The following is a 26,407-nucleotide window of genomic DNA, read 5'->3' on the forward strand; positions in this document are numbered from 1 at the left end:
GCCCGATTGCTTTGACAATCTAACCCTTAGAAAGTTGAATTAATTTGGCCGACTGAAGTCTAACTCCCACGGAGGGCACCATGTCACAATCCGCTGCCGTACTGCGGCCGGCGACGGCCGGCGACGTCGGGGCCCTGCTGACGTTGATGGACTCCGTCCACGCATGGCTTCTGGCCCGGGGCCGGCCCGAGCAGTGGGGAACGACGCCGTTCTCGCGGATCCCCGGCTTCCCCGATCGGGTCGCCGAATGGGCCGGCCAGAACGTCGTCACCCTGGCCGAACGAGACGGCCACTGTGTCGGGATGCTGGCCGCGGCGCCCATGGTCCCGCCGCGGATCCCCGCCGGGACCGTGCCCGGCGGATCGATGTTCATCCACACCGTGATGACCGATCGCGGCCCCGCCGGCCACGGTGTCGGCGTGTTGTTGCTGGAAGAGGCCGAGCGCCTCGCCCGGGAGCGGAGCGCTCCCGCGCTGGCCCTCGACCACTGGGCCGACAGCGCCGAACTGGGCCGCCTCTACGACGACCACGGTTACGTCAAGGTCGCCGAATACACCGCGGAACAGGCCGGCCGGCCCGTCCGCACCGCCGTGCGCGTGCGATCTCTGCGCGACCCCGGCTGAGTCAGCCGGGCAGCGGCATGTTCGACGGCCACGCCATGCCGAGCTTGGCCTCCAGCGCCGTCTTCAGCTCGGTGGAGCACTCGGTCTGCGCCGTGACGGTGCCGGCCCCCTTCAGGCATTCGGTGTACGCCGTCAGCTCGGTCCCCAGGTAGACCTGCACGGCCGTGGTGACCCCGCCGAGCAGGAACGCCAGCGTGGAGATGACCACCGCGCCGGTCGCCATCCCGGTCGGCTGGCCGCCCTTCTTGAGCGTGCGCAGGTCGCGGACGCCCACGACGAGGCCGAAGACCGACAGGGCCAGGCCCATCGTCGGCACGAACAGTGTGAAGATCAGCGCCATCAGAGCGAGGGCCAGCGCCCGGCGCCCGCCCATCTCCGCGGCCGTCTGCAGTGGTGTGGTCACGATCTCCCGCCTTGCTGATAGGGCCTTCACGCCGCACGACGGCGTGACCGATACCCTTTGTCACGCACCCGTTCACTTCCCCGAAGGAGACCGCTCTGTCTTCCCGGCTCGTGGTCCTCGTCTCGGGTTCGGGGACCAACCTACAAGCCCTTCTCGACGTCGCGGCAGATCCGGCCTACGGAGCGACCGTCGTGGCCGTCGGGGCCGACCGTCCGGCCATCGAGGGGCTGGCCCGCGCCGAACGCGCCGGCCTGCCCACGTTCGCCGAGCGGGTAAGTGATCATACGGCCCGTGAGGCGTGGGATTCCGCGCTGGCCGAGAAGATCGCCGAGTACAAACCCGATCTGGTGGTGTCGGCCGGGTTCATGAAGATCCTCGGCCCGGCCGTGCTGTCGCGGTTCACGGTGGTCAACACCCACCCGGCGCTCCTCCCGTCCTTCCCCGGCGCCCACGCCGTGCGCGACGCGCTCGCCTACGGGGTGAAGGTCACCGGCTGCACCGTCCACCTGGTCGACGACGGGGTCGACACCGGCCCGGTGATCGCCCAGACGGTGGTGCCCGTCGAAGACGGCGACGACGAGACGACGCTCCACGAGCGCATCAAGGGCGTCGAGCGCGGGCTGCTGGTCGAGGTGGTCGGGCGGATGGCCCGCGAGGGCTGGCGGGTCTCCGGGCGCACGGTGCGCCTCGGCACGACCCTCTGAACAGAACACAGGAGGCTACACAGTGACTCGGATCGCCATCCGGCGCGCGCTGATCACGGTTTACGACAAGACCGGCCTGGAAGACCTCGCGCGAGGGCTCGAAGCGGCGGGCGTGGAGATCGTCTCGACCGGCGGCACCGCCGCCGCCATCGCCGCCTACGGCATCCCGGTCACGAAGGTCGAGTCGCTGACGGGCTTCCCCGAGTGCCTCGACGGCCGGGTGAAGACCCTCCACCCGCGCGTGCACGCCGGGCTGCTGGCCGACGGCGCCAACCCCGATCACGTCACCCAGCTCGAAGAGCTGGAGATCGAGCCGTTCCAGCTCTGTGTGGTCAACCTCTACCCGTTCCGCGAGACGGTCGCCTCGGGCGCCTCCGACGCCGACTGCGTGGAGAAGATCGACATCGGCGGCCCGGCGATGATCCGCGCCGCCGCCAAGAACCACGGCACGGTCGCCGTGGTCGTCGACCCGCGCAGCTACCCCTCGGTGCTGGCCGCGATCGGCGAGGGCGGCTTCACCGTCACCGAGCGCCGCCGCCTGGCCGCCACCGCCTACGCCCACACCGCCAGCTACGACGTGGCCGTGGCCTCGTGGTTCGCCAACGTCTACGCCCCCGAGGGCGAGTGGCCGACCTTCATGGGCGCTGACTGGACCCTCAAAGACGTGCTGCGTTACGGTGAGAACCCCCACCAGCGCGCCGCCCTCTATTCGACGGGCTCCGGCGGCCTGGCGGGCGCGCAGCAGCTCCACGGCAAGGAGATGTCCTACAACAACTACGTCGACGCCGATGCCGCCTGGCGCTCGGCCTGGGACTTCGACTCCCCGGCCGTCGCGATCATCAAGCACGCCAACCCGTGTGGCATCGCCGTGGCCGGCGACGTTGTCGAGGCTCACCGCAAGGCCCACGAGTGCGACCCGGTCTCGGCCTACGGCGGTGTCATCGCGGTCAACCGCGAGGTCACCCGTGAACTGGCCGAGCAGATCGCGCCCATCTTCACCGAGGTGGTCGTCGCGCCGTCGTTCGCCGACGAGGCGCTGACCGTCCTCAAGGAGAAGAAGAACCTCCGGCTGCTGGCCTGCCCGCAGGGTCCCCGGAACGCCGCGGAGTTCCGGCGCATCGACGGCGGGCTGCTGGTGCAGACCGTCGACCGCGTCGACGCGCCCGGCGACGGCGTCGCGGGGTGGGAACTGAAGGCCGGTCCGGCGGTCTCCGCCGAGACGCTGGCCGATCTCGAGTTCGCCTGGAAGGCCGTTCGCTCGGTCAAGTCGAACGCGATCCTGCTGGCCCGCGACGGCGCCTCGGTCGGCGTCGGCATGGGCCAGGTCAACAGGGTCGACTCGGCGCGCCTGGCGGTCACGCGGGCGGGGGAGCGGGCGGCCGGTTCGGTGGCCGCCTCCGACGCCTTCTTCCCGTTCGCCGACGGCCTGCAGGTGCTGGTCGACGGCGGCGTGACCGCGATCGTGGAGCCGGGCGGCTCGATCCGTGACGACGAGGTCATCGCGGCGGCGCAGGCCGCCGGGGTGAGCCTCTACTTCACCGGCACCCGCCACTTCTTCCACTAAGGGGCCAGACATGAGCGCAGGGATTCTCGACGGCAAGGCCACCGCGGCCAAGATCAAGCTCGACCTGGCGCTGCGCGTCGGCAAGCTCGCCGAGGCGGGCGTCACGCCGGGCCTGGGCACGGTGCTGGTCGGCGACGACCCGGCCAGCCACATCTACGTCGCCAGCAAGCACCGCGACTGCGCCGAGGTCGGCATCAACTCGATCCAGCGCGAGCTGCCCGCCGACGCGACGATCGGCCAGGTCGAAGACGTCATCGACGAGCTCAACGCCGACCCGGCGTGCAACGGCTACATCGTGCAGCTGCCGCTGCCGCGGCACCTCGACACGATGGCGCTGCTGGAGCGGGTCGACCCGGCGAAGGACGCCGACGGCCTCCACCCGGTCAACCTCGGCCGGCTGGTCCACATGGTCGACGCGCCGCTGCCCTGCACGCCGCGCGGCATCGTCGACCTCCTGCGGGCCTACGACGTGCCGGTCAACGGCGCCGAGGTCGTGGTGATCGGCCGGGGCATCACGGTCGGCCGTCCGCTGGGCCTGCTGCTCACCCGGCGGACCGAGAACGCCACCGTCACCCTGTGCCACACCGGAACGCGTGACCTGGCCGACCACGTCAGGCGGGCCGACATCGTCGTGGCGGCGGCCGGGGTGCCCGGGCTCATCACCGCCGAGATGGTGAAGCCGGGCGCGGCCGTGCTCGACGTCGGCGTCTCGCGGGTCGACGGGAAGATCGCCGGCGACGTCGCGCCCGGCGTCGCCGAAGTCGCCGGGTGGGTCGCGCCCAATCCCGGCGGTGTCGGACCGATGACCCGCGCCCTGCTGCTGACCAACGTGGTCGAGGCCGCGGAGCGGGACGCGGGTCTGCTGAGCTAGAAAGCGGAGACCCCTCGCCGAGCTCCGCGACCCGTCAGCCGGTCATCAGCCAGCCGGTCATCAGCTCGCCCGGCGCCCCGCGGTGGGCGCCGAGGCGGGATGCGCCGGAGTTCCGCTTCCCTCGGTCGCCCGTTGTGGCGGGACGACCGGGGTCGGGCGGACCAGCCCGAGCGCGACCACCTCGTTGGCGAGGCGGGTGCGCCGGTTGGTGCCCTCGGGAATGCGGAACTTCTGGTAGAGCCGCAGCAGGTGCTGCTTCACCGCGGCTTCCGTGACGACCAGGTCGTCGGCGATCTCGCGTGCGGTCGCGGGCGCCACGAACGCTTCGTCCGACAGCGCCGGCCGACAGAGCGACGTCAGCACGTCGACCTCGCGCCGGGTGAGCTCGGGTGCGGCTGCGCGCCGCAACTCGACCTCTGGCGCCAGGTCTTCGCGAGGTATCCCGCCGACGCGCGCACGGGCGGCGCCGAACGAGACGACGTCGCCGTCGTCGAGGACCCTCCGGGCGATCGGCCTGCCGTTCACCCGTGTGCCGTTGCGGGACAAGCCCAGGTCAACGACATACAGGTAAGGTCCCCGCCTGACGAACTCGGCGTGTAAACGCGACACGCTCGGGTCTGTCAGCCGGATGTCGGCGCCTCGGCCCCGGCCGATCGTGGTGATCTCGGGGCGCAAGGGCACCACCTCGCCGGTGTCCTCAATCCGTATGAACGGCCCCTCCACGGCAGTTCCTCCCCAGGTAGCCCGCCGTTACTTTCACATCAGCTGCGGCTTACCCAAACGTGGGGATCGGGAATCGCCTTTACCTTGACCAGAATCGGCGCCTAGGCGGCCGGGAAGTCTTGAGGGGTGCTTCAGCAGCTCACGGGTAGACTTTCGCGGTAGATAAGCGGAGGAAACACTCATGGCAGACAAGCCCACCAAAGGCCTCGCCGATGTCGTCGCCGCGTCAACGGCGCTCAGCGACATCGACGGCAAGGCCGGTCTGTTGTTCTACCGCGGATACGACATCCACGACCTGGCCGGCCGTACGACATTCGAGGAAACCGCCCACCTTCTCCAGCACGGCACCCTCCCGAACCGCGACCAGCTCGCCGAATACGGCGCGGAACTCGTCCGGGGGCGCACGCTCGGCAGTCTCGTCGAGCAGAACGTCGTGGAGATCGCCGAGAAGCAGGAGCCCATGGAGGCCCTGCGCACGCTGCTCTCGCTGACCAGCGCCGACGATCCCGACAAGGACTCCAACGCCGCCGACGCGAACCTGCGCAAGGCGGCCCGGCTGACGGCGCTGCAGCCGATCCTGGTGGCCCGCTTCCACGCGGCCCGCCGGGGCGTGGACGCCCCCGAGCCCGATTCCGACAAGTCGATCGCGGCCAACTTCCTGCGCCAGATCACCGGCAAGGAGCCGACGCCCCGGGAAGTCGAGATCTTCGACGAGTGCCTGGTGCTGCACGCCGACCACACGATGAACGCCTCGACGTTCGCCGCCCGCGTCTGCGCGGCCACCCTGTCGGACATGCACTCGGCCGTGGTCGCCGCCATCGGCACCCTCAAGGGGCCGCTGCACGGCGGGGCCAACGAGCAGGTCATGCGCACCCTGGAGTCGCTCGACCCCAGCGGCGTCGCGGGCGCGGTGCGCGCGAAGCTCGCCGGCGGCGAGAAGATCATGGGGTTCGGCCACCGGGTCTACAAGACCGAGGATCCGCGCGCCACCCACCTGCGCCGCATGTCGGAGGAGCTGGGCGAAGCGTCCGGCGACGACACCTACTATCGGATGTCGAAGGAGATGGAGGAGGTCGTCTTCGCGGAGAAGGGCCTCTACCCCAACGTCGACTTCTACGCCGCGACGGTCTACCACTTCCTCGGCATCCCGACCGACCTGTTCACCCCGGTGTTCTCGGTCAGCCGGATGGCGGGGTGGACCGCCCACGTCATCGAGCAGCACGCCGACAACCGGCTGATCCGCCCGGACAGCGAGTACATCGGCAAGCGCGAGCAGAAGTGGGTCCACATCGACGAGCGGTGACCAACCGCAAATGAGATAAGAGACGGAAACCGACCATCAACACCAACGCGAGGCGCATGGCCTGGGGGGCCTACGTCATGGTGGCCGCGGGCGCGGCCACCGGGCTGATCCTCATCGCCGTGCTCCCGGAACCCTGGTTGGGCGGCGTCGTGCTCGGCGCCGCCTTTCTCGCGGGCGCGGTGCTGCGGCTGCTGCTGCCCCGGCGTCACTCCGGCGGCCTGTCGGTGCGCACGCGCCTCACCGACACGATCACGCTCACGGTCTTCGGGCTGCTGATGGTGGCGGCCGCGGTCCTGCTGGAGGTCGACCTCCATCCCTCCGACCTCATCGTCGACCAGGTACGACCGTCCGATAGCCTCGTCGGCCAGTGACCTCAAAAAGGACTCCGGCCACAGTTCGTTCAGAAGGGGAACCCCACGCATGCCCAAGATCAAGGTAGCGGGTCCGGTCGTCGAGCTTGACGGCGACGAGATGACCCGGATCATCTGGCAGTTCATCAAGGACCAGCTGATCCTGCCCTACCTCGACGTCGACCTCAAGTACTTCGACCTCGGCATCGAGCACCGTGACGCCACCGACGACCAGGTCACCATCGACGCCGCGAACGCGATCAAGCAGTACGGCGTCGGCGTCAAGTGCGCGACGATCACCCCCGACGAGGCCCGTGTCGAGGAGTTCGGCCTGAAGAAGATGTGGAAGTCCCCGAACGGGACCATCCGCAACATCCTCGGCGGCGTCATCTTCCGTGAGCCGATCATCATGTCGAACGTGCCGCGCCTGGTGCCCGGCTGGACCAAGCCGATCATCGTCGGCCGTCACGCGTTCGGCGACCAGTACCGCGCCACCGACCTCAAGGTCCCCGGCGAGGGCACGCTGACCCTGACCTTCACCCCGAAGGACGGCAGCGAGCCGATCGAGCTCAACGTCTTCGACTTCCCCGGCGGCGGCGTGGCCATGGCCATGTACAACCTCGACGAGTCGATCCGCGACTTCGCCCGCTCGTCGATGCGCTACGGCCTGTCGCGCAACTACCCGGTCTACCTGTCGACCAAGAACACGATCATGAAGGCCTACGACGGCCGCTTCAAGGACATCTTCGCCGAGGTGTTCGAGAGCGAGTTCAAGGCCGACTTCGAGGCGGCCGGGATCACCTACGAGCACCGCCTGATCGACGACATGGTGGCGGCGTCCCTCAAGTGGGAGGGCGGCTACGTCTGGGCGTGCAAGAACTACGACGGCGACGTCCAGTCGGACACGGTCGCGCAGGGCTTCGGGTCGCTCGGCCTGATGACCTCGGTGCTGATGACCCCCGACGGCCAGACCGTCGAGGCCGAGGCCGCCCACGGCACGGTGACCCGCCACTTCCGGCAGCACCAGCAGGGCAAGCCGACGTCGACCAACCCGATCGCGTCGATCTTCGCCTGGACCCGCGGCCTGCAGCACCGCGGCAAGCTCGACAACCAGCCCGAGGTCGTCGACTTCGCGACCAAGCTCGAAGAGGTCTGCGTCGAGACCGTCGAGAGCGGCAAGATGACCAAGGACCTGGCCCTGCTGGTCGGCGGCGACGCCGAGTGGCTGACCACCCAGGACTTCCTCGCCACGCTCGACGAGAACCTGCAGAAGAAGATGGCGTAAAACCCCTTCTCCCTGAGCCGCTCGCCTTTCCCCGGTGGGCGGCTCTTGTGTTTGCCGTAAAGTCAGCCTCGCCATTTGATGACGAAAACGGTGGGAATCCATTCATGATCGAGCCGCTCGGGTCGGGGGATCCGAAACAGCTCGGTCCCTTCACCCTGTCCGGGCGGATCGGCGAGGGCGGCCAGGGGACCGTCTACCTCGGCACCGATGCCTCGGGTGAGCGGGCCGCGGTGAAACTGCTGCACGTCAAGTTCTCCGGCGACGCGATGGCCCGCTCCCGCTTCGCGCGGGAGGTGCGGGCCGCCGAGCGGGTCGCCAGTTTCTGCACGGCCCGGGTGATCGCCGCCGACCTCGAAGGCGACGTCCCCTACATCGCCAGCGAGTACATCGACGGCCCGTCGCTGCGCGAGCAGATCGACCGGTCGGGCCCGATGGGCGGCGACGACCTCGAACGGCTCGCCGTCGGCACCGCGACCGCGCTGACCGCCATCCACCAGGCGGGCATCATCCACCGCGACTTCAAGCCCGACAACGTGCTGCTGGCGACCGACGGCCCCCGGGTGGTCGACTTCGGCATCTCCCGCATCCTCGACTCCACCGGCACCATCACCAGCCGGGCGATCGGCACTCCGGCGTACATGGCGCCGGAACAGGTCTCCGGGGACGACGTCGGGGCCTTCACCGACGTGTTCGCGTGGGGCGCGACGATCGCCTACGCCGCGACCGGGCAGGCCGCGTTCGGGGCGAAGTCGATCGCGGCGGTGCTGAACCGGATCCTCAACCACGACGTCGACCTGACCCCGCTGCCCGAGCCGCTGCGCGGCGTGGTGGCGGCGAGCGTGAGCAAGCGGCCGGCCGACCGGCCGACGGCGGGGCAGATCCTGCTGCGGCTGCTCGGCCACCCCGAGACCGGCGACGCCTCGACCGTCGTGATGACCCAGGGCGCGTTAGTCGCCAACCCCGAGACCGGGCCGTTCCCCGTGGTGAAGGGCGCCGCGGTCGAGGAGGCCGACGAGGACACGCGGGCGTTCCGGCTGCCGCCGCCGTCTTCGAAGCCGCCGTCGAAGCGCACGAAGTGGTGGCTCCCGGCGTCCATGGCGGCCGCCGCCGCGCTGGTGCTCGGCGGGGTAGCGGTCGTGGTCACCATGATGGTCAACTCGCCCGACGCCGCCACGAAGGCGAGCCCGGCGCCGAGCCGGTCGGGCGCCTACACCTCGGTGCTGGAGAAGGCCAAACGGACCGGGAAGCTGGTGATCGGGGTCAAGGGCGACCTGCCCGGCGTCGGCTTCGGCCCCGGCGACGAACAGCCGACGGGGTTCGAGGTCGAGGTGGGCCGCTATCTCGCCAAGGAGCTCGGCGCGACGAGCGTGGAGGTCCGGGAGGTGACGGCGTACACGCGGGTGCAGGCGTTGACCAGCGGGGCGGTCGACCTGGTGGTGGCGACCTACGCCTGGGAGACGTCCAGGAACGACTGGGCCACCCTCGCCGGCCCCTACTACCAGGCGCGCAACGACGTGCTGGTGGTCGACGACTCCGACATCCGGTCGGCGGCCGACCTGCGGGGCAAGCGGTTGTGCGTGCGGCCGGGCACCAACGCCTCGGAGATCCAGAAGTGGCTCTCGGGCCAGGGGATCGCCATGACCCCGGTGAAGGGCACCGACGCGGGTCAGTGCATGGACATGCTGCGGACCGGCCAGGTCGACGCCTTCCCCGGCGACGACATCATGCTCGCCGGGTTCGCCAACCGTGAGCCGGTGAAGTACCGGGTGCTCGGCCTCGGCGTGGGCTCGGCCCGTTATTCGGTCGGGGTGCCGAAGGGCGACTTCGAGACGTGCGAGGCGGTCAGGCACGCCATCGTGAAGCTGTTCGACTCCGGCACCGCGCGCGGCCTGCTGACCAAGTTCTTCGGCAACGCCGTCTTCACGCCCGACCGCAGCATCCCGGTCAAGGTGCCCTGCCGCTAGCCGCGCCGCCGGGGGCGCAGCAGCAGCACGATCATCACCAGGACCTCGATCGCGAACGCCGCCCCCATCACCGTCGGCGTCAGCCATTCGGCGTGGGCGGGGCAGGTGGTACGGAACGGGGTGCCGTCGACCACGACCGTCTCGCAGTTGAACAGGACGAGCGGGACGACGTACACCCACAACACGCCCAGCGGCCACACCAGCAGGCCGAGCGCCTTCTCCCACGGACGCCAGCGCCGGGAGGCCAGCAGCAGGTAGGCGCCCACGAGCCAGCCGACGACGAACAGCACGCCGCCGAAGGTCAGCAGCAGGACCGTGGTGACGTCGTAGAGCAGGGCGCGGACTTTGCCGTCCCGTGTCCCTTCCATGAGGTCGACGGTAGCGTGTCCGGACGATCATCTCGACGCCCCGCACGTTCAATGGGTGCCATGCGTCGATGGATGGTCGCGGGGGTCGCTCTCTTCGTCTCGGGGGCCCTCGCCGGTCCCGCGCTGGCGGCCGGGCCCGGCGGGCACGAGGGCCAGTGGGGCGGAGCCGACCTGTCGGTGTCGATCGAGGCCCACCCGAAGGTGGCCCAGCCGGGGCAGCCGCTGACCTACAGCGTCCAGGTGAAGAACGGCGGGCCGGGCGACGCGGTGCTGCCGACGCTGACGATCCGCGTCCCGACAGACTTCCAGATCGTGGCTGTGGACGTCGCCGAGTGCCAGCCCGGTCGCGGCCTGTCGGAGGTGGTGTGCCGCTCGCCCAAGGACGTGGCGGCCGGCAAGTCGGGCGGGGTGGTGATCACCGGTGTGGTGCGGCCCAGCGCCCTCGGCCCGCTGCGCGCCCAGGCGCGGCTCACCTCCGAGGTGCTCGACGGCCACGACACCGACAACGAGGCCGAGTCGGTCACCAAGGTCGACGAAGGGGCCGACCTGACCGTGCGGCTCTCCGCCGCCCGGCGCAGCGGCCACCGCACGACCGTGCACGCGGCGGTCCGCAACCGGGGCCCGAGGGTGGTGCGCGACGCCATGGTCTTCGTCGACGGGGCCCGCTGCGGCGGCCGGACCGGCTGCGTGGTGCCGACGATCCGGCCCGGGGCCACGGCCTGGTTCCGGCTGGCGGTGCGGCGCGGCGAACGCGCGGTGACGGCGATCGTGCGCTCCCAGGGGCGCGGCGACCGCCATCCCGCCAACAACCAGGCGTCGATGAAGCTCAGGGACAGGGCGGCGTCCCGGTGATCATGTACGCGCCGCCGCCGGTGGCGAACACCACCCCCGCCGCGGAGGCGAGGCTGCCCAGCAGGACGAGCAGCGTGATTCCTGCATATGCGAGCACTCGCCTCATAGCCGAGACCTAATCACATTTTCACGCTGTGAATCCGGACAATTACCGAACTGCTCTCCAGGCGTCTTCCACGATCGTGGTCAGCCCGCTGTGCTCCGGCTGCCAGCCCAGCTCCTTCTGGATCAGCTCGGACGAGGCGACCAGCACCGCCGGGTCGCCCGCCCGCCGGGCCGCGATGGCCGAGGGGATCGGGTGACCGGTCACCTCGCGGCAGACGTCGACGACCTGCTGGTTGGAGAAGCCCGCCCCGTTGCCCAGGTTGAAGATCTTGTGGACACCCCTCTCGCAGGCCGCCAGCGCCAGCAGGTGGGCGTTGGCGACGTCGGAGACGTGCACGTAGTCGCGCACGCATGTGCCGTCGGGCGTGGGGTAGTCGCCGCCGAACAGACTGATCGACTCGCGCTCGCCGAGCGCGACCTTGAGCACGTTGGGGATCAGGTGGGTCTCGATGACATGGCGCTCGCGGTAGCGGCCGTAGGCGCCGGCCACGTTGAAGTAGCGCAGGCTGACCGCGCCGATGCCGTACATCGCGGCGAAGGCGGTCAGGGTGGTGTCGACGGCCAGCTTCGAGGCGCCGTAGGGGTTGGTGGGCCGGGTCGGGTCGGTCTCCCTGATCGGCGTGTTCTCGGGCTCGCCGTAGGTCGCGGCGGTGGAGGAGAAGACGATGTGGCCGACGCCGCCCTTGCGCATGGCCTCCAGGAGCCGCAGGGTCCCGCCCAGGTTGTGCGACCAGTAGAGTGCGGGTCTCTCGACGGACTCGCCGACCAGGCTCTTGGCCGCGAAGTGGAGCACCGCGTCGAACCCAGAGAGGTCGCCCGGCTCCATGAAGGAACCCTCGACGAACCGCGCGCCGTCGGGCACCGCGTCGACGTGGCCGGTCGACAGGTCGTCGAGCACGGTGACCTCGTGCCCCGCCTCGACGAGCTGCGCCGCGGTCACGCTGCCGATGTAGCCCGCGCCTCCGGTAACCAGTAGCTTCACGTTGGATTCCGTTCGACTATGTTCGTTTTTGTACGACGCCCAGCCTAGCCGCGCACTGAGTACGCTTTCAGGTCTCTCGTCATCGGAAGTCGCCAGGGCGGAAACATTCCAGTGAACAGTCTCGCGGCCAGCATCGCCCTCGTCTTGGTGTTCATCCTGATCGGAGGCTACTTCGCGGCAGCCGAGATGGCTCTCGTCTCGCTCCGGGAGAGCCAGGTGCGGCGCCTGGAGAAGCTCGGCCGCCGCGGCGCCCGGGTGGCCAAGCTCGCCCGCGACCCCAACAGGTTCCTGTCGGCGGTCCAGATCGGCGTCACCGTGGCGAGCATGCTCTCGGCCGCCTTCGGCGCCGACAAGCTCGCGGGCGAGCTGAGCCCCGCCCTGGAGGGCTGGGGCCTGCCCGACTCGGCCGCGCCGCTGGTCTCCCTGCTGGTGGTGACGCTCGCCATCTCGTACGTCTCCCTGGTGCTCGGCGAGCTGGTGCCCAAGCGCCTGGCGCTCCAGCGGGCCGAGGGCCTGGCGCTGGTGGTCGCGCCGTTCGTCGACCGGATCGCGGCGTTGTCGCGGCCGGTCATCTGGGCGTTGTCGAAGTCGACCGACGGCGTGGTGCGGCTGCTCGGCGGCAACCCCAAGGCCGACCGCGAGGCGATGACGATAGAGGAACTGCGCGACATGGTGGCCGGCCACGCCGAGCTGACCGCCGACGAGCGGCACCTGATCGCCGAGGTCTTCGCGGCCGGCAAGCGGCAGCTGCGGGAGGTGATGCTGCCGCGTACCGAGGTCGAGTTCATGGCGGCCGACACCACGCTGGCCGAGGCCGCGGTGCTGGTGGCCTCGCTGCCCCACTCGCGGTTCCCCGTCTACCGCAACTCCTACGACGAGGTCGTCGGGTTCGTGCACGTGCGCGACCTGCTCGACCCGGTGCTCACCGGCCGGATCGACCCGATCTCCGAGGTGGTGCCGATCCGCCCGGTCAAGCAGGTCCCGGGCACCAAGCGGGTGCTGGCCACGCTGTCGGAGATGCGCGACGAGGGCCACCACCTGGCGATCGTGGTCGACGAGTACGGCGGCACCGCCGGCATCGTCACCCTGGAGGACCTGGTCGAGGAGCTGATCGGCGACATCCGCGACGAGTACGACCACGAGGAGCCCGGCATCCGCCGCATCGCGGGCGACGTCGAGGTCGAGGGCCTGCTCCGGCTCGTCGACGCCCACTCCGAGATCGGCGTCCGGTTCCCCGAGGGCCCCTACGAGACCATCGGCGGTTTCCTGATGGCCCGGCTGGGCCACCTGCCCGAGGTGGGGGAGACCGTGGAGGTGCCCGGCGCCCGCCTGACGGTGACGGAGATGGACGGACGGCGGGTCTCCCGGGTCAGGGTCACCCCCGCCACCCCGGAGGCGTAAATCGTCGCGACCAGGCCGGGGTTGCTGGAAGAATGACGTCATGGCTCGCCCTCGTGTTCTTTCCGGCATCCAGCCCACGTCGGACTCGTTCCACCTCGGCAACTACCTGGGCGCGGTCCGCCAGTGGGTCCCGCTGCAGGAGACGCACGACGCGTTCTACATGGTCGTCGACCTCCACGCGATCACGGTCACGCCGACCGCCGCCGAGCTGCGCACCCGCACCCGCGTCGCCGCCGCCCAGCTGTTCGCGTGCGGCCTCGACCCCGAGCGGTCGGCGGTCTTCGTGCAGAGCCACGTGCGCGAGCACGCCGAGCTGGCCTGGATGCTCATCTGCATGACCGGCATGGGCGAAGCCGGCCGGATGACCCAGTTCAAGGACAAGTCGGCCAAGTACGGCGAGGGTTCGGCCTCGGTGGGCCTGTTCACCTACCCGATCCTGCAGGCCGCCGACATCCTGCTCTACCAGACCGACCAGGTCCCGGTGGGCGCCGACCAGAAGCAGCACATCGAGCTGACCCGCGACCTCGCCCAGCGCTTCAACACGCGCTACGGGGCGACCTTCACGCTGCCCAACCCGCACATCGTGAAGGAGGTCGAGAAGATCACCGATCTGCAAGACCCGACGGCCAAGATGTCCAAGTCGTCGTCGAGCCCGCAGGGCATCCTCGACGTCCTGGAGGAGCCGGGCGCGCTGCGCAAGAAGGTCATGCGGGCGGTCACCGACACCGGCACCGACATCGTGGCCGACGACGAGAACAAGCCGGGCGTCACCAACCTGCTGCGCATCCTGTCGGCGCTGACCGGCACGACCATCCCCGACCTCGAGGCGCGCTACGTCGGCGCCGGCTACGGCACCTTCAAGAAGGACGTCGCCGAGGCCGTCATCGAGACCTTCTCGCCGATCCGCGAGCGGGCCGAGAAGCTGCTCGCCAACGAGGCCGAACTCGACCGCATGCTGGCGGTCGGCGCGGCCAAGGCCCGCGCGGTGGCGCAGCAGACCATGGAGAAGGCCCGCGACGCGATGGGCTTCCTGCCGACTCACTGAGCTCCCCGGGGGTAGTACCCCCGGCGTGATCAGCTCGTTGACCAGGCGGGTCGAGGCCGTCAAGGCGTGGGCCCGCGACCAGACCGAACGCGCCCGCATCCGCTGGCGGTGGGCCGACCATCTCCTCCTGACGGTCCACCGCTACCAGATCATGCACGGCGACCGGCTGGCCGGCGCGGTGACCTACTTCGCGTTCCTGTCGTTCTTCCCGATCATCGCGCTGGCCTTCGCGGTGTTCGGCTACGTCGTCACCTTCCGGCCCGACGCGCTGACGACCCTGAACCAGGCGATCAACGAGCAGCTCCCGGGCCTGGCCGACCAGCTCAACCTGGGCTACCTGGCCGAGGCCCGCAACGCCGCCACGGTCATCGGCCTGATCGGCCTGCTCTACTCGGGCCTGGGCGCGGTCGACACGCTGCGCCTCGCCCTGCGCGACATCTGGATGAACCGCGAACCGCCGGTCAACTTCTTCCTGGCCAAGCTCTACGACCTCGTCGCGCTGCTGCTCATCGGCCTGGCGATGATCCTGTCGACGGTCGTCAGCGGCGCGGCCGGGGGCGCGGCGGGCCTGATCGCCGGCTGGCTCGGGGTGGGGGACTCGTGGCTCGGCTCGGCCGGGCTGGCCGCCGCGGGCATCGCGGCCGCGCTGGCCGCCGACACCCTGGTCTTCCTGGTGATGTTCGGCTGGCTGGCCCGGCCCGCCCAGCCGTTCAGGGTGATCCTGCGCGGGGCGCTGCTCGGCGCGGTGCTGTTCGGCGTGCTCAAGCAGTTCGCGACGCTGATCCTGTCGCACACCCTGTCGAACAACTCGCTCTACGGCGCGTTCACGGTGATGGTCGGGCTGCTGCTCTGGATCAACCTGTCGGCTCGGGCGATCTTCTACTCGGCCGCCTGGACGGCCACCGCCACCCTGGGCCCGCCGCCGGGGCCGTCACCGGCCCCGGCCACCCACGACGGCTACGACGAGGCCGTTGGCGACTGACGCCGCTTGCGGCGGATGCCCCAGCCGAGCAGGCCCACCCCGGCGACCACGCCGCCGCCGAGCACGAACGTGGCGAGCAGGCCCGAGCCCTCGTTCCGCGGCCGGGCCGGCTCCGACACCGCGGCGTTGCCCTCGGGCACCGGCGCGGCCAGGGCCGAGGGCACCGGAGTCGGCTGGACCTCGGGCAGCGGCTCGACCAGGGCGCCCACGGCGGCGTTCTTGCCGCGGTTGGCGAAGCCCCAGTTCATGAGCTGCTCGACGTCCTTCCAGAACGACTCCTCGTGGCGCATGACCGACACGATGATCGTGTGGCCGTCGCGCTTGGCCGCGCCGACGAAGCTGCCGAACGCCTTGGACGTCCAGCCGTTCTTGACGCCGAGCATGCCGTCGTAGGTCCACAACATCTTGTTGTGGTTGCCGATTTCGTAGTGGCCCTTCGGCGCCGGGAACTTGGCGGTCTTGGTGGAGATGTACTCGCGGAAGTCCTTGAGCTTCAGGCCGGCGCGGGCGATCAGCGCCAGGTCGTACGCCGAGCTGCTCTGCCCCGGCTTGTCGAGGCCGCTCGGGGTCTTGGCGACCGTGTCGTTGGCCTGGAGCTTCTTGGCGACCTCGTTCATGTCGGCCAGGGTGGCGGGGATGCCGCCGTTGGCCTCGGCCAGGGCGTTGGCGCAGTCGTTGCCGCTGACCATCATCAGGGCCCTGAGCAGGTCGTGGACCTTGTAGATCGGCTTGGGCACCAGGCCGACCGCGCTGCCCTCCTCGTTGACGGCGGCGTGGCTGGGCTTGACCGTCTTGTTCTTGTCGAGCCGGGGGATCAGCGTCAGGGCCGTCAGCGCCTTCAGCGTGCTGGCCGGGAGGAACCGGCCGTGGGGGTTCTTGGCCGCCAGCACCTCGCCGGTGTCGGCGTCGGCGATCACGTACGAGCTCGCCTTGGTCTTGGGCGGCGCCTGCACGCCCGCCGGGACGATGATCCCGGACCCGGCCAGCTGCGGCCCGCCGATGGTGTCGGCCGCCAGTGCCGGGACCGCCGGGGTCACCAGGGTGACCGTGAGAACGGCGAGGCCGAGGGCACTCGTACATCTACGCATGTCGCGAAAGATCCCCCAAAGATCGCAGGCGTACGCATTGGACCCTACTGGTTGAAAGACCGTTTGGGGGCAGTTGGCCGATTCGGGATGAGAGGTCACGATGCACAAGGGGCCTTGATCGGATGTGGGCTTTCGGTTTGGCCGATTAACGCCACGTCGAGTGACAGTGCCTGAGACGATGGACTATGGAGGTTGTTGTGCCGATCGAGTTCAATCCGTCCCGCGGTGCGACTCTGGGCGTCGAGTGGGAGCTACAGCTCATCGACACGCACACGCGCAGGCTCCGGCAGGACGCGCGCGAAGTCCTCGCCGCGGTGCCGGATCTGAGCGAGAACGCCCGGCCCAAGGCCATGCACGAACTGATGCAGTCGCAGATCGAGATCGTGACGGACATCTGCCACACCGCGGCGGAGGCCGTACAGGACCTGGAACGGAGCCTGAACCGGCTCCGGGAGGTCGCCGAGCCGCGCGGCATCGCGCTGGCCTGCACCGGAACGCATGCGATCAGCGACTGGCGGGACGCGGAGTACTCGCCGAACCAGCGCTACCTCGAACTCGTGGAGGAGATGCAGTGGCTGGCATGGCGCATCCAAACATTCGGCGTACATGTTCACGTCGGAGTGCGGGAACGAGATAAAGTCATTCCCATAGTCAACGCACTTGCGGCCTACCTGCCGCATTTCCTGGCGTTGACGACCTCCAGCCCGTTCTGGGGCGGCCAAGACACCGGGCTCGCCTCCAGTCGGGCAATCGTCTTTGGGGCACTGCCCACGGCCGGGCCGCCGCATTTACTGGCGGACTGGGCGGGGTTCGAGGAATACATGGAGACCCTGATACGTGCCGGCACGATCAAGAGCATCAAGGAAGTCTGGTGGGACATCCGGCCCCATCCCGACTTCGGCACGATCGAGATCCGCATGTTCGACGGCATCCCGACCCTCCGCGAGGTCGGTATGGTGACCGCCCTGTCCCAGTGCCTCGTGACACAGTTCGACCAGCAGCTCGACCGGGGCTACAAGCTACCGAGCCCGGCGGCCTGGGTCGTGCGCGACAACAAGTGGCGGGCCACCCGCTACGGGCTGGACGCCGTCGTCGTCACCGACGACAAGGGCTCGACCGCCCCGCTGCGCGACATGCTGTACGAACTCCAGCGCGAACTCGAACCGGTGGCCGAGCGGCTCGGCTGCGCCGATGAGCTGGCCGTTCTGGGCGACGTGCTCGACCAGGGCAGCTCGTGCGAGCGGCAGCGGGGAATTCTCGCCGCCGGTGGAACTCTTGAAGACGTTGTCGACGCGACCATTACCGAGCTGGCCCAAGACCGGTTCGTCACTGCAAGGAAGGCAGATGGAGCAGATCATGCAGGGACATGATCAGGAGACGGAGTCTCCCGAGGGACATGGTCTGACGGGGGAGCTCGACGCCTTCCTCGCCGCTCACGAGAGTGAGCTGGTCGCGCTGCGCCGCGACATTCACATGCACCCCGAGCTCGCGTTCAACGAGCACCGCACCACCGGCAAGGTCGTCGACCTGCTGAAGGGGGCAGGTCTGGAGCCCCAGATCTTGCCCCGGGGCACCGGCATCCTGTGCGACATCGGCCCCGGCGGCGGCCCCACGATCGGCCTGCGCGCCGACATGGACGCCCTCGCCATGCCCGACGAGAAGGACGTGCCCTACCGTTCCCTCCAGCCCGGCCGCTGCCACGCCTGCGGCCACGACGTGCACACCGCGATCCTCGCGGGCACCGGCGTCTTCCTGGCCCGCCAGGCCGCCGCCGGGCTGCTGCCGGGCCGGGTCCGGCTGATCTTCCAGCCCGCCGAGGAGATCGTCGAGGGCGCCCTCGAGGTCATGGCGGCCGGCGGCATCAGCGGTCTCGACCGGGTGTTCGCGCTGCACTGCGACCCGCGCCTGGAGGTCGGCCAGCTCGGCCTGCGCTCCGGCGGCATCACCGCGGCGTGCGACCGGCTCACCGTCCGCCTGCGCGGGCCGGGCGGCCACACGGCCCGTCCCCACCTCACCGCCGATCTCGTGTACGCCCTGGCGAAGATCGTCACCGAACTCCCCGCGGCCCTGTCCCGCCGGGTCGACCCGCGCTCGTCGTTGTCCCTGGTCTGGGGCCGCGTCCAGGCGGGGTCGGTCGGCAACGTGATCCCCGAAGACGGGGTGATCGAGGGCACCGTCCGGTGCCTGGAGGACGAGGCGTGGCACGCCGCGCCCGACCTGATCAAGGCGCTGCTCGACGGCGTCGCGGGCGCCTACGGCGTGGAGGCCGAGCTCGACTACCGGCGCGGCGTGCCGCCGACGGTCAACGACGCCGCCAGCGTGCAGATGTTCCGCGACGCCGCGATCCAGGTCCTCGGGCCCGACTCGCCCGCCCCGACGTCGCAGTCGCTCGGCGGCGAGGACTTCGCGTGGTACCTGGAGTCGATCCCCGGCGCGCTGGCGCGGCTGGGCGTGAAGACCCCCGGCGACCACCGCGACCTCGACATCCACCAGGCGACCTTCGACGTCGACGAGCGCTGCGTGGGCGTCGGCGTCCGGGTGCTGGCCGCGACGGCCCTGACCGCCCTCTGGGACGGCCAGCGCACGGCGGTCCGCCGGGGTTCCGCATCGGAGGCCCTGCTGGCCTAATCGGTCACAAGGTGGCGTGAGCTGCATAACAGGCTGATTGCGGAGCTGTGCTGGCGTTTTGAGCATCCTTCCGGAACAACTATCTTCCGTGCAGGTTGCCGTGCGTTCTGTTCGCGCGTGCGACGGAAGAGAACGTCACGGAAGGGGAGTCCCACCTTGCTCCGCAATCGATTTGGCAAGGTCGTCGCCGGTGCCGCCGCCGGTGCGATGCTGCTTGCCGCCGCCGCCTGTGGCGGCGGCGACACCACCGAGGGCGCTCCCAGCGCCGCGCCGTCCGGCGGCGCCTCCGCCCCCGCGGCCTCGGGTGTCAAGGTCGGGCTCGCCTACGACATCGGCGGCCGTGGCGACCAGTCCTTCAACGACTCCGCCGCGGCCGGCCTCGACAAGGCCGTCGCCGAGCTCGGCGTCGAGATCAACGAGCTGGAGGCCGGCAACGGCGAGGCCGAGTCGGCCAAGGAGGAGCGCCTGCGGCTGCTCGCCTCGGGCGGCTTCAACCCGGTCATCGCGGTCGGCTTCGCCTACTCGGCGTCGGTCGCCAAGGTCGCGGCCGAGTTCCCCGACACCAAGTTCGCCATCGTCGACGACGAGGCCAACAAGCTCCCCAACGTCTCCAACCTGGTCTTCGCCGAGGAGCAGGGCTCGTTCCTGGTCGGCGCGGCGGCGGCGCTGAAGTCGACCAAGGGCAGCATCGGGTTCGTCGGCGGCGTCGAAGTCCCCCTGATCAAGAAGTTCCAGGCCGGTTACGAGGCGGGCGCCAAGGCCGTCAAGCCGGACATCAAGATCCAGGCCAAGTACCTGACCCAGCCGCCGGACTTCACCGGCTTCGGCGACCCGGCCAAGGGCAAGACCGCCGCCGAGGGCATGTTCGACGCCGGCGCCGACGTGGTCTACCAGGCCGCCGGCGGTTCGGGCGCGGGCGTCTTCGAGGCCGCCAAGGCCGCGGGCGGCATGGCGATCGGCGTCGACTCCGACCAGGCCAAGACCGCCGACCCGACCGTCGCCGACGTCATCATCACCTCGATGCTGAAGAAGGTCGACGTCGCGGTGTTCGACTTCATCAAGAGCTTCACCACCAACTCGGTGCAGGCCGGCTCCAAGGTGTACGACCTCGCGGCGGGCGGCGTCGACTACTCGACGACCGGCGGCAAGGTCGACGACATCAAGGCGCAGCTCGACGAGTACAAGGCGAAGATCTCGAGCGGTGAGATCACCGTTCCCAAGGAATGACACGGCGACGTGACCGTTGAGAGGCCCGGTGATTTCCACCGGGCCTCTTGGCACGCTTACGCAGGAGGCCAGCATCAGCACCGAGACCACCGTCTCCGAGGTCGCCGTCCAGCTTGAGGGGATCACCAAGAGGTTCCCCGGCGTCGTCGCCAACCGCGACATCAGCCTGACGGTCCAAAAGGGGCACATCCACGCCATCGTGGGGGAGAACGGCGCCGGCAAGTCGACCCTCATGAAGATCCTCTACGGCATGCAGCGCCCCGACGAGGGCGAGATCCGCGTCAACGGTTCGCCGGTGACCTTCCACACCCCGGGTGACGCGATCTCCGCCGGAATCGGCATGGTGCACCAGCACTTCATGCTGGCCGACAACCTCACGGTGCTGGAGAACGTGATCCTCGGCAGCGAGCCGAGGAAGGGCGGCCTGGCCCTCGACTTCGCCGCCGCCCGCAAGAAGATCAAGGACATCTCCGACGCCTACGGCCTGGGCATCGACCCCGACGTCCTGGTCGAGGACATCGGCGTCGGCATCCGGCAGCGGGTGGAGATCCTCAAGGTGCTCTACCGCGGCGCCCGGATCCTGATCCTCGACGAGCCGACCGCCGTGCTGGTGCCCCACGAGGTCGACGAGCTCTTCGAGAACCTCCACGGCCTGGTCCGCGAGGGCATCACCATCATCTTCATCTCCCACCACCTCGACGAGGTGCTGAAGGTCGCCGACGCCATCACGGTCATCCGGCGCGGCACCACCGTCGCCGAGGTCTCCCCCGAGGGCGTGACCGCCCGCCAGCTGGCCGAGCTGATGGTCGGCAGCGAGCTGCCCAGCCCCGAGACCCGCGAGTCGACCGTCACCGACGTGGTCGCGCTCCAGGTCACCGGCCTGACGATCGGCGCCGACGGCGAGCGCAGGGTGCTCGACGACGTGACGCTGACCATCCACAAGGGCGAGGTCCTGGGCATCGCCGGCGTCGAGGGCAACGGCCAGGCCGAACTGGTCGAGGCCATCATGGGCATCCGGCCCTCCACCGGCACGATCACGCTGGCCGGCGAGGAGATCACCTCCTGGACGACCCTGCGCCGCCGCGAGGCCGGCATCGGCTACATCCCCGAAGACCGCCACCGCCACGGCCTGCTCCTGGAGGCCCCCCTCTGGGAGAACCGGATCCTCGGCCACCAGTCGGAGAAGGTCAACGTCAAGGGCTGGTGGATCAACCGCAAGGGCGCCCGCGCCGACACCGAGCGCATCGTCGAGCAGTACGACGTGCGCACCCCTGGCATCGACGTCGACGCCGCCGCCCTGTCGGGCGGCAACCAGCAGAAGCTCATCGTCGGCCGGGAGATGAGCGGCGAGCCCAAGCTGCTCATCGCCGCCCACCCGACGCGGGGCGTCGACGTCGGCGCCCAGGCCGCCATCTGGGACCACCTGCGGACCGCCCGCGCGGCCGGGCTCGCGGTGCTGCTCATCTCGGCCGACCTCGACGAGCTGATCGGCCTGTCCGACTGGCTGAAGGTCATCCACCGCGGGGCGGTCGTCGCCGAGTTCGACCCCGCGACCGTCACCCCCGAACAACTCGGCTCGGCCATGACGGGCGCCGGGGAGGAAGCATGACCTCGTCATTCACCGACCGCCTGCTCGGGCGGGTGAAGCTCAGCGGCTGGGTGTCGCTGGCCGCGCCGATCCTGGCGATCCTGTTCGCCGGAATCGTCACCTCGATCGTGCTGGCCATCACCGGCAACCCGGTGTTCGACACGCTCACCACGATGGTCGACTACGGCTCGCAGCCCCGGTCGCTCGTGCTGATCCTGAACAACGCCACGACCTACTACCTGTCGGCGCTCGCGGTCGCCCTCGGGTTCCGGATGAACCTGTTCAACATCGGCGTCGACGGTCAGTACCGCCTCGCGGCGCTGGTCGCGGCGGCGGTCGGCGGCGCGGTCACGCTGCCCGCGCCGTTCCACCCGATCCTGATCATCCTGGTCTCGATGCTGGTCGGCGCGGCTTGGGCGGGCATCGCGGGGGTGCTCAAGGCGACGCGGGGCGTCAGCGAGGTCATCTCGACCATCATGCTGAACACCATCGCCACCGGCCTGGGCGCCTACCTGCTGGCCGAGTGGGCGGTCCCGGTCGCGGGCAGCAACAACATCGGCACCCCGCCGATCGCCGCCTCCGGGCAGGTGCCCGGCCTGGCGATGGTTCCCGGTTCCTCGCTGAAGGTGTTCGGCCTCGTCTTCCTGGCGGTCGCCGTCGGCATCGGCTTCCACGTGCTGCTGAACAAGACCCGCTTCGGGTTCGACCTGCGCGCCACCGGCCGCTCCGAGCAGGCCGCCGTGGCCAGCGGGGTCAACGTCAAACGTATGGTCGTGTACGCCATGCTGATCTCGGGCGGCATGGCCGGCCTGATCGGCATGCCCCAGTTGCTCGGGGCGTCGTACAGCTACAGCCTGGACTTCCAGCCCGGTCTCGGCTTCACCGGCATCGCCATCGCGCTGCTGGGCCGCAACAACCCGGTCGGCATCGCGTTCGGCGCGCTGCTGTGGGCGTTCCTGGACGTCTCGGCCAACATCCTCGGCCTCCACAAGATCTCGCCGGAGATCGTCACGATCATGCAGGGCGTGATCGTGTTGTCGGTGGTCATCGCGTACGAGCTCGCGCACCGCTACCGAGGCGTGGCCGAGCAGAAGCGGGTCAGCCGTGAGCTCGCCGGCGCCGCGTCCACCCCGCAGAAGGAAGGAGCGTCGGCATGACCACCACCGCAACGGCCGCCCCCGCCGCCGCGCCCCCCGCGCGGAAGTTCAAGCTGACCTGGCAGGTCCTGCTCCTGGGCCTGCTGGCGCTGCTGTTCCTGCTGTCGGTCGCCCGGGTGCTGACCGGCGCCGACGACATCACCTCGGGCGGCGCGATCGGCGCGGCCCTGATGGCGGCCGTCCCGATCGGCCTCGCGGGCCTCGGCGGCCTGTGGTCGGAGCGGGCCGGCGTGGTCAACATCGGCCTCGAGGGCATCATGATCCTCGGCACCTGGTTCGGCGCGTGGGGCGCGATCGTGACCGGGAACGCCTGGGCAGGGGTGCTGGCGGGCGCGATCGGCGGGGCGCTGGGCGCGGCCCTGCACGCCGTCGCGACCGTGACGTTCGGCGTCGACCACGTCGTGTCGGGCGTCGCGCTGAACATCCTCGGCCTGGGCGTGACGAAGTACCTGTCGACGCTGGTCTTCGCCGAGATGGCGGGCGGCGGCGACACGCAGTCGCCGCGCATCCCGTCGCTGCAGACGGTGAGCATCCCGGGCATCGGCGACACGCTGCGCGACCTGGAGGCCAAGCACTGGTTCTTCCTGTCCGACCTGGCGGGCGTGCTGCGCGGCCTCACCCAGAACGTGTCGCTGTTCACGCTGCTGGGCGTGCTGCTCGTACCGCTGACCTTCTGGCTCCTGTGGCGCACCGCCTTCGGGCTGCGCCTGCGGTCGGTCGGCGAGCGGCCGGTCGCGGCCGAGTCGCTCGGCGTGAACGTCTACTTCTACAAGTACGTCGCGGTGCTGGCCTCGGGCGTCTTCGCCGGCCTCGGCGGGGCGTTCCTCGCGATCGTCGCCGCAGGCACCTACCGTGAGGGACAGACCGGTGGACGCGGGTTCATCGGCCTGGCGACGGTCATCTTCGGCAACTGGCGTCCGGGCGGCCTGGCGGCCGGCGCCGGCCTGTTCGGCTACACCGACGCGCTCCAGCTGCGGCAGGGCGGCACCTCGGTGCACGCGCTGCTGCTGGTCGTGGCGCTGCTGCTGGTGGCGGTGGCGATCTGGCAGTTCGTGAAGCAGCAGCGGACCCGGGCGGCGCTGCTGACCGGAATCGCGGCCATCGCGATCCTGGTCGTGTTCGCGGTCACCGACACGATCCCCGAGCAGTTCACGTCGTTCACGCCGCACCTGACGACGCTGCTGGTGTTGTCGCTGGCCTCGCAACGGCTGCGGATGCCGGCCGCCGACGGGCTGCCTTATCGGAGGGGACAGGCGAAATGACGCGAATCGACTGGGACGCCTTGCGCGCCGCGGCGGGGGAGGCCATGCGGAACGCGTACGCGCCGTACAGCCACTTCCCCGTGGGTGCGGCCGCGCTGGTGGACGACGGCCGGATCGTGACCGGCTGCAACGTGGAGAACGCCTCCTACGGCATCGGGTTGTGCGCCGAGTGCGGCCTGGTGTCGGCGCTGCACGCCACGGGCGGCGGTCGCCTGGTGGCGTTCACCTGCGTCGACGGGCACGAGGAACTGCTGATGCCCTGTGGCCGCTGCCGTCAGCTGCTGTTCGAGCACGGCGGCCCCGAACTGCTGGTGGAGACGCCGGAGGGGCCGTGGCCGATGGCGAAGTTCCTGCCGTTCGCCTTCGGGCCTGACGATCTTTCGGGGAAGTAATGGCATTCGACGCGATCGACATCATCGTCACCAAACGTGACAGGGGCGAGCTTTCGGCCGTCCAGATCGACTGGGTGATCGACGCCTATACGTCCGGTTCGATCGCCGACGAGCAGATGTCGTCCCTGGCGATGGCGATCCTGCTGAACGGCATGAACCGCCGCGAGATCGCCGACTGGACCGCCGCGATGATCCGCTCGGGCGAGCGCATGGACTGGTCGATGCTCGACCGCCCGACCGCCGACAAGCACTCGACCGGCGGCGTCGGCGACAAGATCACCCTGCCGCTGGCCCCGCTGGTGGCGGCGTGCGGCGCCTACGTCCCGCAGTTGTCGGGCCGCGGCCTCGGCCACACCGGCGGCACCCTCGACAAGCTGGAGTCGATCCCCGGCTGGCGCGCGTCGCTCTCCAACGAGGAGATGCTCGCCGTCATCCGCTCGGCGGGCGCGGTCGTCTGCGCCGCCGGCTCGGGCCTGGCCCCCGCCGACAAGAAGTTGTACGCCTTGCGCGACGTGACCGGCACGGTCGAGTCGATCCCGCTGATCGCCTCCTCGATCATGTCCAAGAAGATCGCCGAAGGCACCGGCTCGCTGGTCCTGGACGTCAAGGTCGGTTCAGGCGCGTTCATGAAGACCGTGGCCGACGCCCGCGAACTGGCCCGCACGATGGTCGAACTGGGCACCGACGCCGGCGTGCGCACCGTGGCCCTGCTCACGGCCATGGACCGCCCGCTGGGCCTGAAGATCGGCAACGCCCTGGAGGTCGAGGAGTCGATCGAGGTCCTGTCGGGCGGCGGCCCGTCCGACGTCGTCGACCTCACCCTGACCCTGGCCAGGGAGATGCTCGAAGCGGCCGGCGTATCGGGCAAGGACCCGGCCGACGCCCTGAAGGACGGCTCGGCGATGGACGCCTGGCGCCGCATGATCACCGCCCAGGGCGGCGACCCCGACGCCCTGCTCCCGCGCGCCGCCGAGTCGATGGAGATCACCGCCCCCGCCTCGGGCGTGCTGACCACCCTCGACGCCCTCGGCGTCGGCGTGGCCGCCTGGCGCCTGGGCGCCGGCCGCGCCCGCAAGGAGGACCCGGTGTCGTTCGGCGCCGGGATCGTGCTGCACGCCAAGCCGGGCGACATCGTGCGCCAGGGCCAGACGCTGATGACCCTGCACGCCGACGAGACGTCCCGGTTCGAACGGGCGCTGGAGTCGCTGGAGGGGGCCTACGAGGTCACCGAGAACACCGACCCGGGCCTGCTCCCGCTGGTCGTGGAGCGCATCACCGCCTGACACGCGAGAAGCCTGCCCGGTGTCCCGAGCAGCGGGTCACCGGGCAGGCTGGTTTCGCGGCTCACCGCGTCGGTCGCTGCTGGTCCAGCAGGACGTCGGCGATGAGGTTGATGCGGCTGGTCGTCTCCTTGAGGGTGCGCAGCATCTCGGCGGCGACCTCGTCGCCGACCGGGGGCGGCGGCGTGGGCGCCGACATCGGGACGGCGCGGCGGGGCAGCGGGATCGGCGGGTGGGCGGGGGTGCGGGCGACCGGGCGG

At 70.1% G+C, this 26,407-nt stretch carries 27 protein-coding genes; 20 read left to right on the plus strand and 7 right to left on the minus strand.

The genetic code is table 11. The annotated features are described in order from the left end of the window. Positions 1 to 80 precede the first annotated feature (80 nt). Entirely contained in the window at positions 81 to 623 is a 543-nt protein-coding gene (locus AW274_RS14590) for a GNAT family N-acetyltransferase (RefSeq protein ID WP_062431482.1), read from the plus strand. A 1-nt stretch (position 624) separates the two neighbouring features. On the opposite strand, the gene AW274_RS14595 is transcribed toward AW274_RS14590, so the two are convergent. Continuing rightward, positions 625 to 1,026, minus strand: a complete 402-nt coding sequence (locus tag AW274_RS14595; protein ID WP_063813279.1) for a hypothetical protein — start codon at positions 1,024 to 1,026, stop codon at positions 625 to 627. A 95-nt stretch (positions 1,027 to 1,121) separates the two neighbouring features. Here AW274_RS14595 and purN point away from each other — a divergent pair, with 95 nt between their 5' ends. From purN to AW274_RS14610, 3 genes are read left to right on the plus strand one after another with little or no spacing between them, the layout of a single operon-like run. After that, on the plus strand, positions 1,122 to 1,730 hold the full coding sequence (purN, locus tag AW274_RS14600; RefSeq protein WP_062431484.1) for a phosphoribosylglycinamide formyltransferase: 609 nt from the start codon (positions 1,122 to 1,124) through the stop codon (positions 1,728 to 1,730). 22 nt (positions 1,731 to 1,752) lie between these two features. Beyond that, positions 1,753 to 3,294 (plus strand): bifunctional phosphoribosylaminoimidazolecarboxamide formyltransferase/IMP cyclohydrolase, encoded by a 1,542-nt coding sequence (gene purH / locus AW274_RS14605; protein ID WP_062431485.1) that lies wholly within the window; start codon positions 1,753 to 1,755, stop codon positions 3,292 to 3,294. Between the two features lie 10 nt (positions 3,295 to 3,304). Then, a complete protein-coding gene (locus AW274_RS14610; RefSeq protein ID WP_062431486.1) occupies positions 3,305 to 4,165 on the plus strand; it encodes a bifunctional methylenetetrahydrofolate dehydrogenase/methenyltetrahydrofolate cyclohydrolase in 861 nt (286 codons plus the stop codon). A gap of 60 nt (positions 4,166 to 4,225) precedes the next feature. Here the strand turns inward: AW274_RS14610 and AW274_RS14615 are convergent, their stop codons facing one another. Continuing rightward, complete coding sequence (locus AW274_RS14615) at positions 4,226 to 4,888, minus strand: FHA domain-containing protein (protein WP_062431487.1); 663 nt, start codon at positions 4,886 to 4,888, stop codon at positions 4,226 to 4,228. Between the two features lie 181 nt (positions 4,889 to 5,069). On the opposite strand from AW274_RS14615, the gene AW274_RS14620 reads away from it, so the two are divergent. From AW274_RS14620 to AW274_RS14635, 4 genes are all read left to right on the plus strand, one after another. Beyond that, the gene (locus AW274_RS14620) at positions 5,070 to 6,191 is read left to right on the plus strand and encodes a citrate/2-methylcitrate synthase (protein ID WP_062431488.1); all 1,122 of its coding nucleotides are present in this window, start codon (positions 5,070 to 5,072) and stop codon (positions 6,189 to 6,191) included. A 56-nt stretch (positions 6,192 to 6,247) separates the two neighbouring features. Then, on the plus strand, positions 6,248 to 6,562 hold the full coding sequence (locus tag AW274_RS14625; protein ID WP_062431489.1) for a DUF3017 domain-containing protein: 315 nt from the start codon (positions 6,248 to 6,250) through the stop codon (positions 6,560 to 6,562). A 49-nt stretch (positions 6,563 to 6,611) separates the two neighbouring features. Continuing rightward, a complete protein-coding gene (locus tag AW274_RS14630) occupies positions 6,612 to 7,826 on the plus strand; it encodes an NADP-dependent isocitrate dehydrogenase (protein WP_062431490.1) in 1,215 nt (404 codons plus the stop codon). Between the two features lie 104 nt (positions 7,827 to 7,930). Then, the gene (locus AW274_RS14635) at positions 7,931 to 9,790 is read left to right on the plus strand and encodes a serine/threonine-protein kinase (protein ID WP_062431491.1); all 1,860 of its coding nucleotides are present in this window, start codon (positions 7,931 to 7,933) and stop codon (positions 9,788 to 9,790) included. On the opposite strand, the gene AW274_RS14640 is transcribed toward AW274_RS14635, so the two are convergent. After that, a complete protein-coding gene (locus AW274_RS14640; protein WP_062431492.1) occupies positions 9,787 to 10,158 on the minus strand; it encodes a hypothetical protein in 372 nt (123 codons plus the stop codon). The genes AW274_RS14635 and AW274_RS14640 overlap by 4 nt on opposite strands. A gap of 60 nt (positions 10,159 to 10,218) precedes the next feature. Here AW274_RS14640 and AW274_RS14645 point away from each other — a divergent pair, with 60 nt between their 5' ends. Continuing rightward, a complete protein-coding gene (locus AW274_RS14645) occupies positions 10,219 to 11,010 on the plus strand; it encodes a DUF11 domain-containing protein (protein ID WP_157520167.1) in 792 nt (263 codons plus the stop codon). On the opposite strand, the gene AW274_RS42635 is transcribed toward AW274_RS14645, so the two are convergent. Together AW274_RS42635 and galE are read right to left on the minus strand one after the other, a co-directional pair. Next, positions 10,985 to 11,116, minus strand: coding sequence for a hypothetical protein (locus tag AW274_RS42635; protein ID WP_269750571.1), 132 nt, complete (start codon positions 11,114 to 11,116; stop codon positions 10,985 to 10,987). The genes AW274_RS14645 and AW274_RS42635 overlap by 26 nt on opposite strands. Before the next feature lie 42 nt (positions 11,117 to 11,158). Next, positions 11,159 to 12,097 carry a UDP-glucose 4-epimerase GalE gene (gene galE, locus AW274_RS14650; protein ID WP_062431494.1) on the minus strand — a complete coding sequence of 313 codons (939 nt, stop codon included), beginning with the start codon at positions 12,095 to 12,097 and terminating at the stop codon, positions 11,159 to 11,161. Between the two features lie 111 nt (positions 12,098 to 12,208). On the opposite strand from galE, the gene AW274_RS14655 reads away from it, so the two are divergent. The 3 genes from AW274_RS14655 to AW274_RS14665 are packed head-to-tail and all read left to right on the plus strand — an operon-like array spanning position 12,209 to position 15,525. After that, positions 12,209 to 13,498, plus strand: a complete 1,290-nt coding sequence (locus AW274_RS14655; protein ID WP_062431495.1) for a hemolysin family protein — start codon at positions 12,209 to 12,211, stop codon at positions 13,496 to 13,498. Positions 13,499 to 13,538: 40 nt separating this feature from the next. Further along, complete coding sequence (gene trpS, locus AW274_RS14660) at positions 13,539 to 14,543, plus strand: tryptophan--tRNA ligase (RefSeq protein ID WP_062431496.1); 1,005 nt, start codon at positions 13,539 to 13,541, stop codon at positions 14,541 to 14,543. 25 nt (positions 14,544 to 14,568) lie between these two features. Next, positions 14,569 to 15,525: a YihY/virulence factor BrkB family protein gene (locus tag AW274_RS14665; RefSeq protein ID WP_232320106.1), complete on the plus strand. Its 957-nt coding sequence runs from the start codon at positions 14,569 to 14,571 to the stop codon at positions 15,523 to 15,525. On the opposite strand, the gene AW274_RS14670 is transcribed toward AW274_RS14665, so the two are convergent. Beyond that, positions 15,501 to 16,613 carry a D-alanyl-D-alanine carboxypeptidase family protein gene (locus AW274_RS14670; protein WP_062431497.1) on the minus strand — a complete coding sequence of 371 codons (1,113 nt, stop codon included), beginning with the start codon at positions 16,611 to 16,613 and terminating at the stop codon, positions 15,501 to 15,503. The genes AW274_RS14665 and AW274_RS14670 overlap by 25 nt on opposite strands. A 197-nt stretch (positions 16,614 to 16,810) precedes the next feature. On the opposite strand from AW274_RS14670, the gene AW274_RS14675 reads away from it, so the two are divergent. The 8 genes from AW274_RS14675 (at position 16,811) to AW274_RS14710 (ending at position 26,150) form a co-directional block, all read left to right on the plus strand. After that, positions 16,811 to 17,983: a glutamate--cysteine ligase gene (locus AW274_RS14675; protein WP_062432042.1), complete on the plus strand. Its 1,173-nt coding sequence runs from the start codon at positions 16,811 to 16,813 to the stop codon at positions 17,981 to 17,983. Beyond that, positions 17,958 to 19,241: an amidohydrolase gene (locus AW274_RS14680; RefSeq protein WP_439648762.1), complete on the plus strand. Its 1,284-nt coding sequence runs from the start codon at positions 17,958 to 17,960 to the stop codon at positions 19,239 to 19,241. Before AW274_RS14675 ends, AW274_RS14680 begins: the two co-directional genes overlap by 26 nt. A gap of 156 nt (positions 19,242 to 19,397) precedes the next feature. Then, positions 19,398 to 20,468, plus strand: coding sequence for a BMP family lipoprotein (locus AW274_RS14685; protein WP_198169177.1), 1,071 nt, complete (start codon positions 19,398 to 19,400; stop codon positions 20,466 to 20,468). 73 nt (positions 20,469 to 20,541) lie between these two features. Beyond that, positions 20,542 to 22,077, plus strand: coding sequence for an ABC transporter ATP-binding protein (locus AW274_RS14690; RefSeq protein ID WP_062432045.1), 1,536 nt, complete (start codon positions 20,542 to 20,544; stop codon positions 22,075 to 22,077). Next, positions 22,074 to 23,213, plus strand: a complete 1,140-nt coding sequence (locus AW274_RS14695) for an ABC transporter permease (protein WP_062431499.1) — start codon at positions 22,074 to 22,076, stop codon at positions 23,211 to 23,213. Before AW274_RS14690 ends, AW274_RS14695 begins: the two co-directional genes overlap by 4 nt. Continuing rightward, positions 23,210 to 24,475, plus strand: a complete 1,266-nt coding sequence (locus AW274_RS14700) for an ABC transporter permease (RefSeq protein ID WP_062431500.1) — start codon at positions 23,210 to 23,212, stop codon at positions 24,473 to 24,475. Before AW274_RS14695 ends, AW274_RS14700 begins: the two co-directional genes overlap by 4 nt. Then, on the plus strand, positions 24,472 to 24,867 hold the full coding sequence (locus tag AW274_RS14705; protein ID WP_062431501.1) for a cytidine deaminase: 396 nt from the start codon (positions 24,472 to 24,474) through the stop codon (positions 24,865 to 24,867). The genes AW274_RS14700 and AW274_RS14705 overlap by 4 nt, the downstream gene beginning before the upstream one ends. After that, entirely contained in the window at positions 24,867 to 26,150 is a 1,284-nt protein-coding gene (locus AW274_RS14710; protein WP_062431502.1) for a thymidine phosphorylase, read from the plus strand. Before AW274_RS14705 ends, AW274_RS14710 begins: the two co-directional genes overlap by 1 nt. Before the next feature lie 61 nt (positions 26,151 to 26,211). Here the strand turns inward: AW274_RS14710 and AW274_RS41260 are convergent. Further along, a partial coding sequence (locus AW274_RS41260) for a hypothetical protein (RefSeq protein WP_198169178.1) occupies positions 26,212 to 26,407 on the minus strand: 196 nt, incomplete at its 5' end.

The sequence above is a fragment of the Herbidospora daliensis genome (assembly GCF_001570585.1).
GTDB lineage: Bacteria > Actinomycetota > Actinomycetes > Streptosporangiales > Streptosporangiaceae > Herbidospora > Herbidospora daliensis.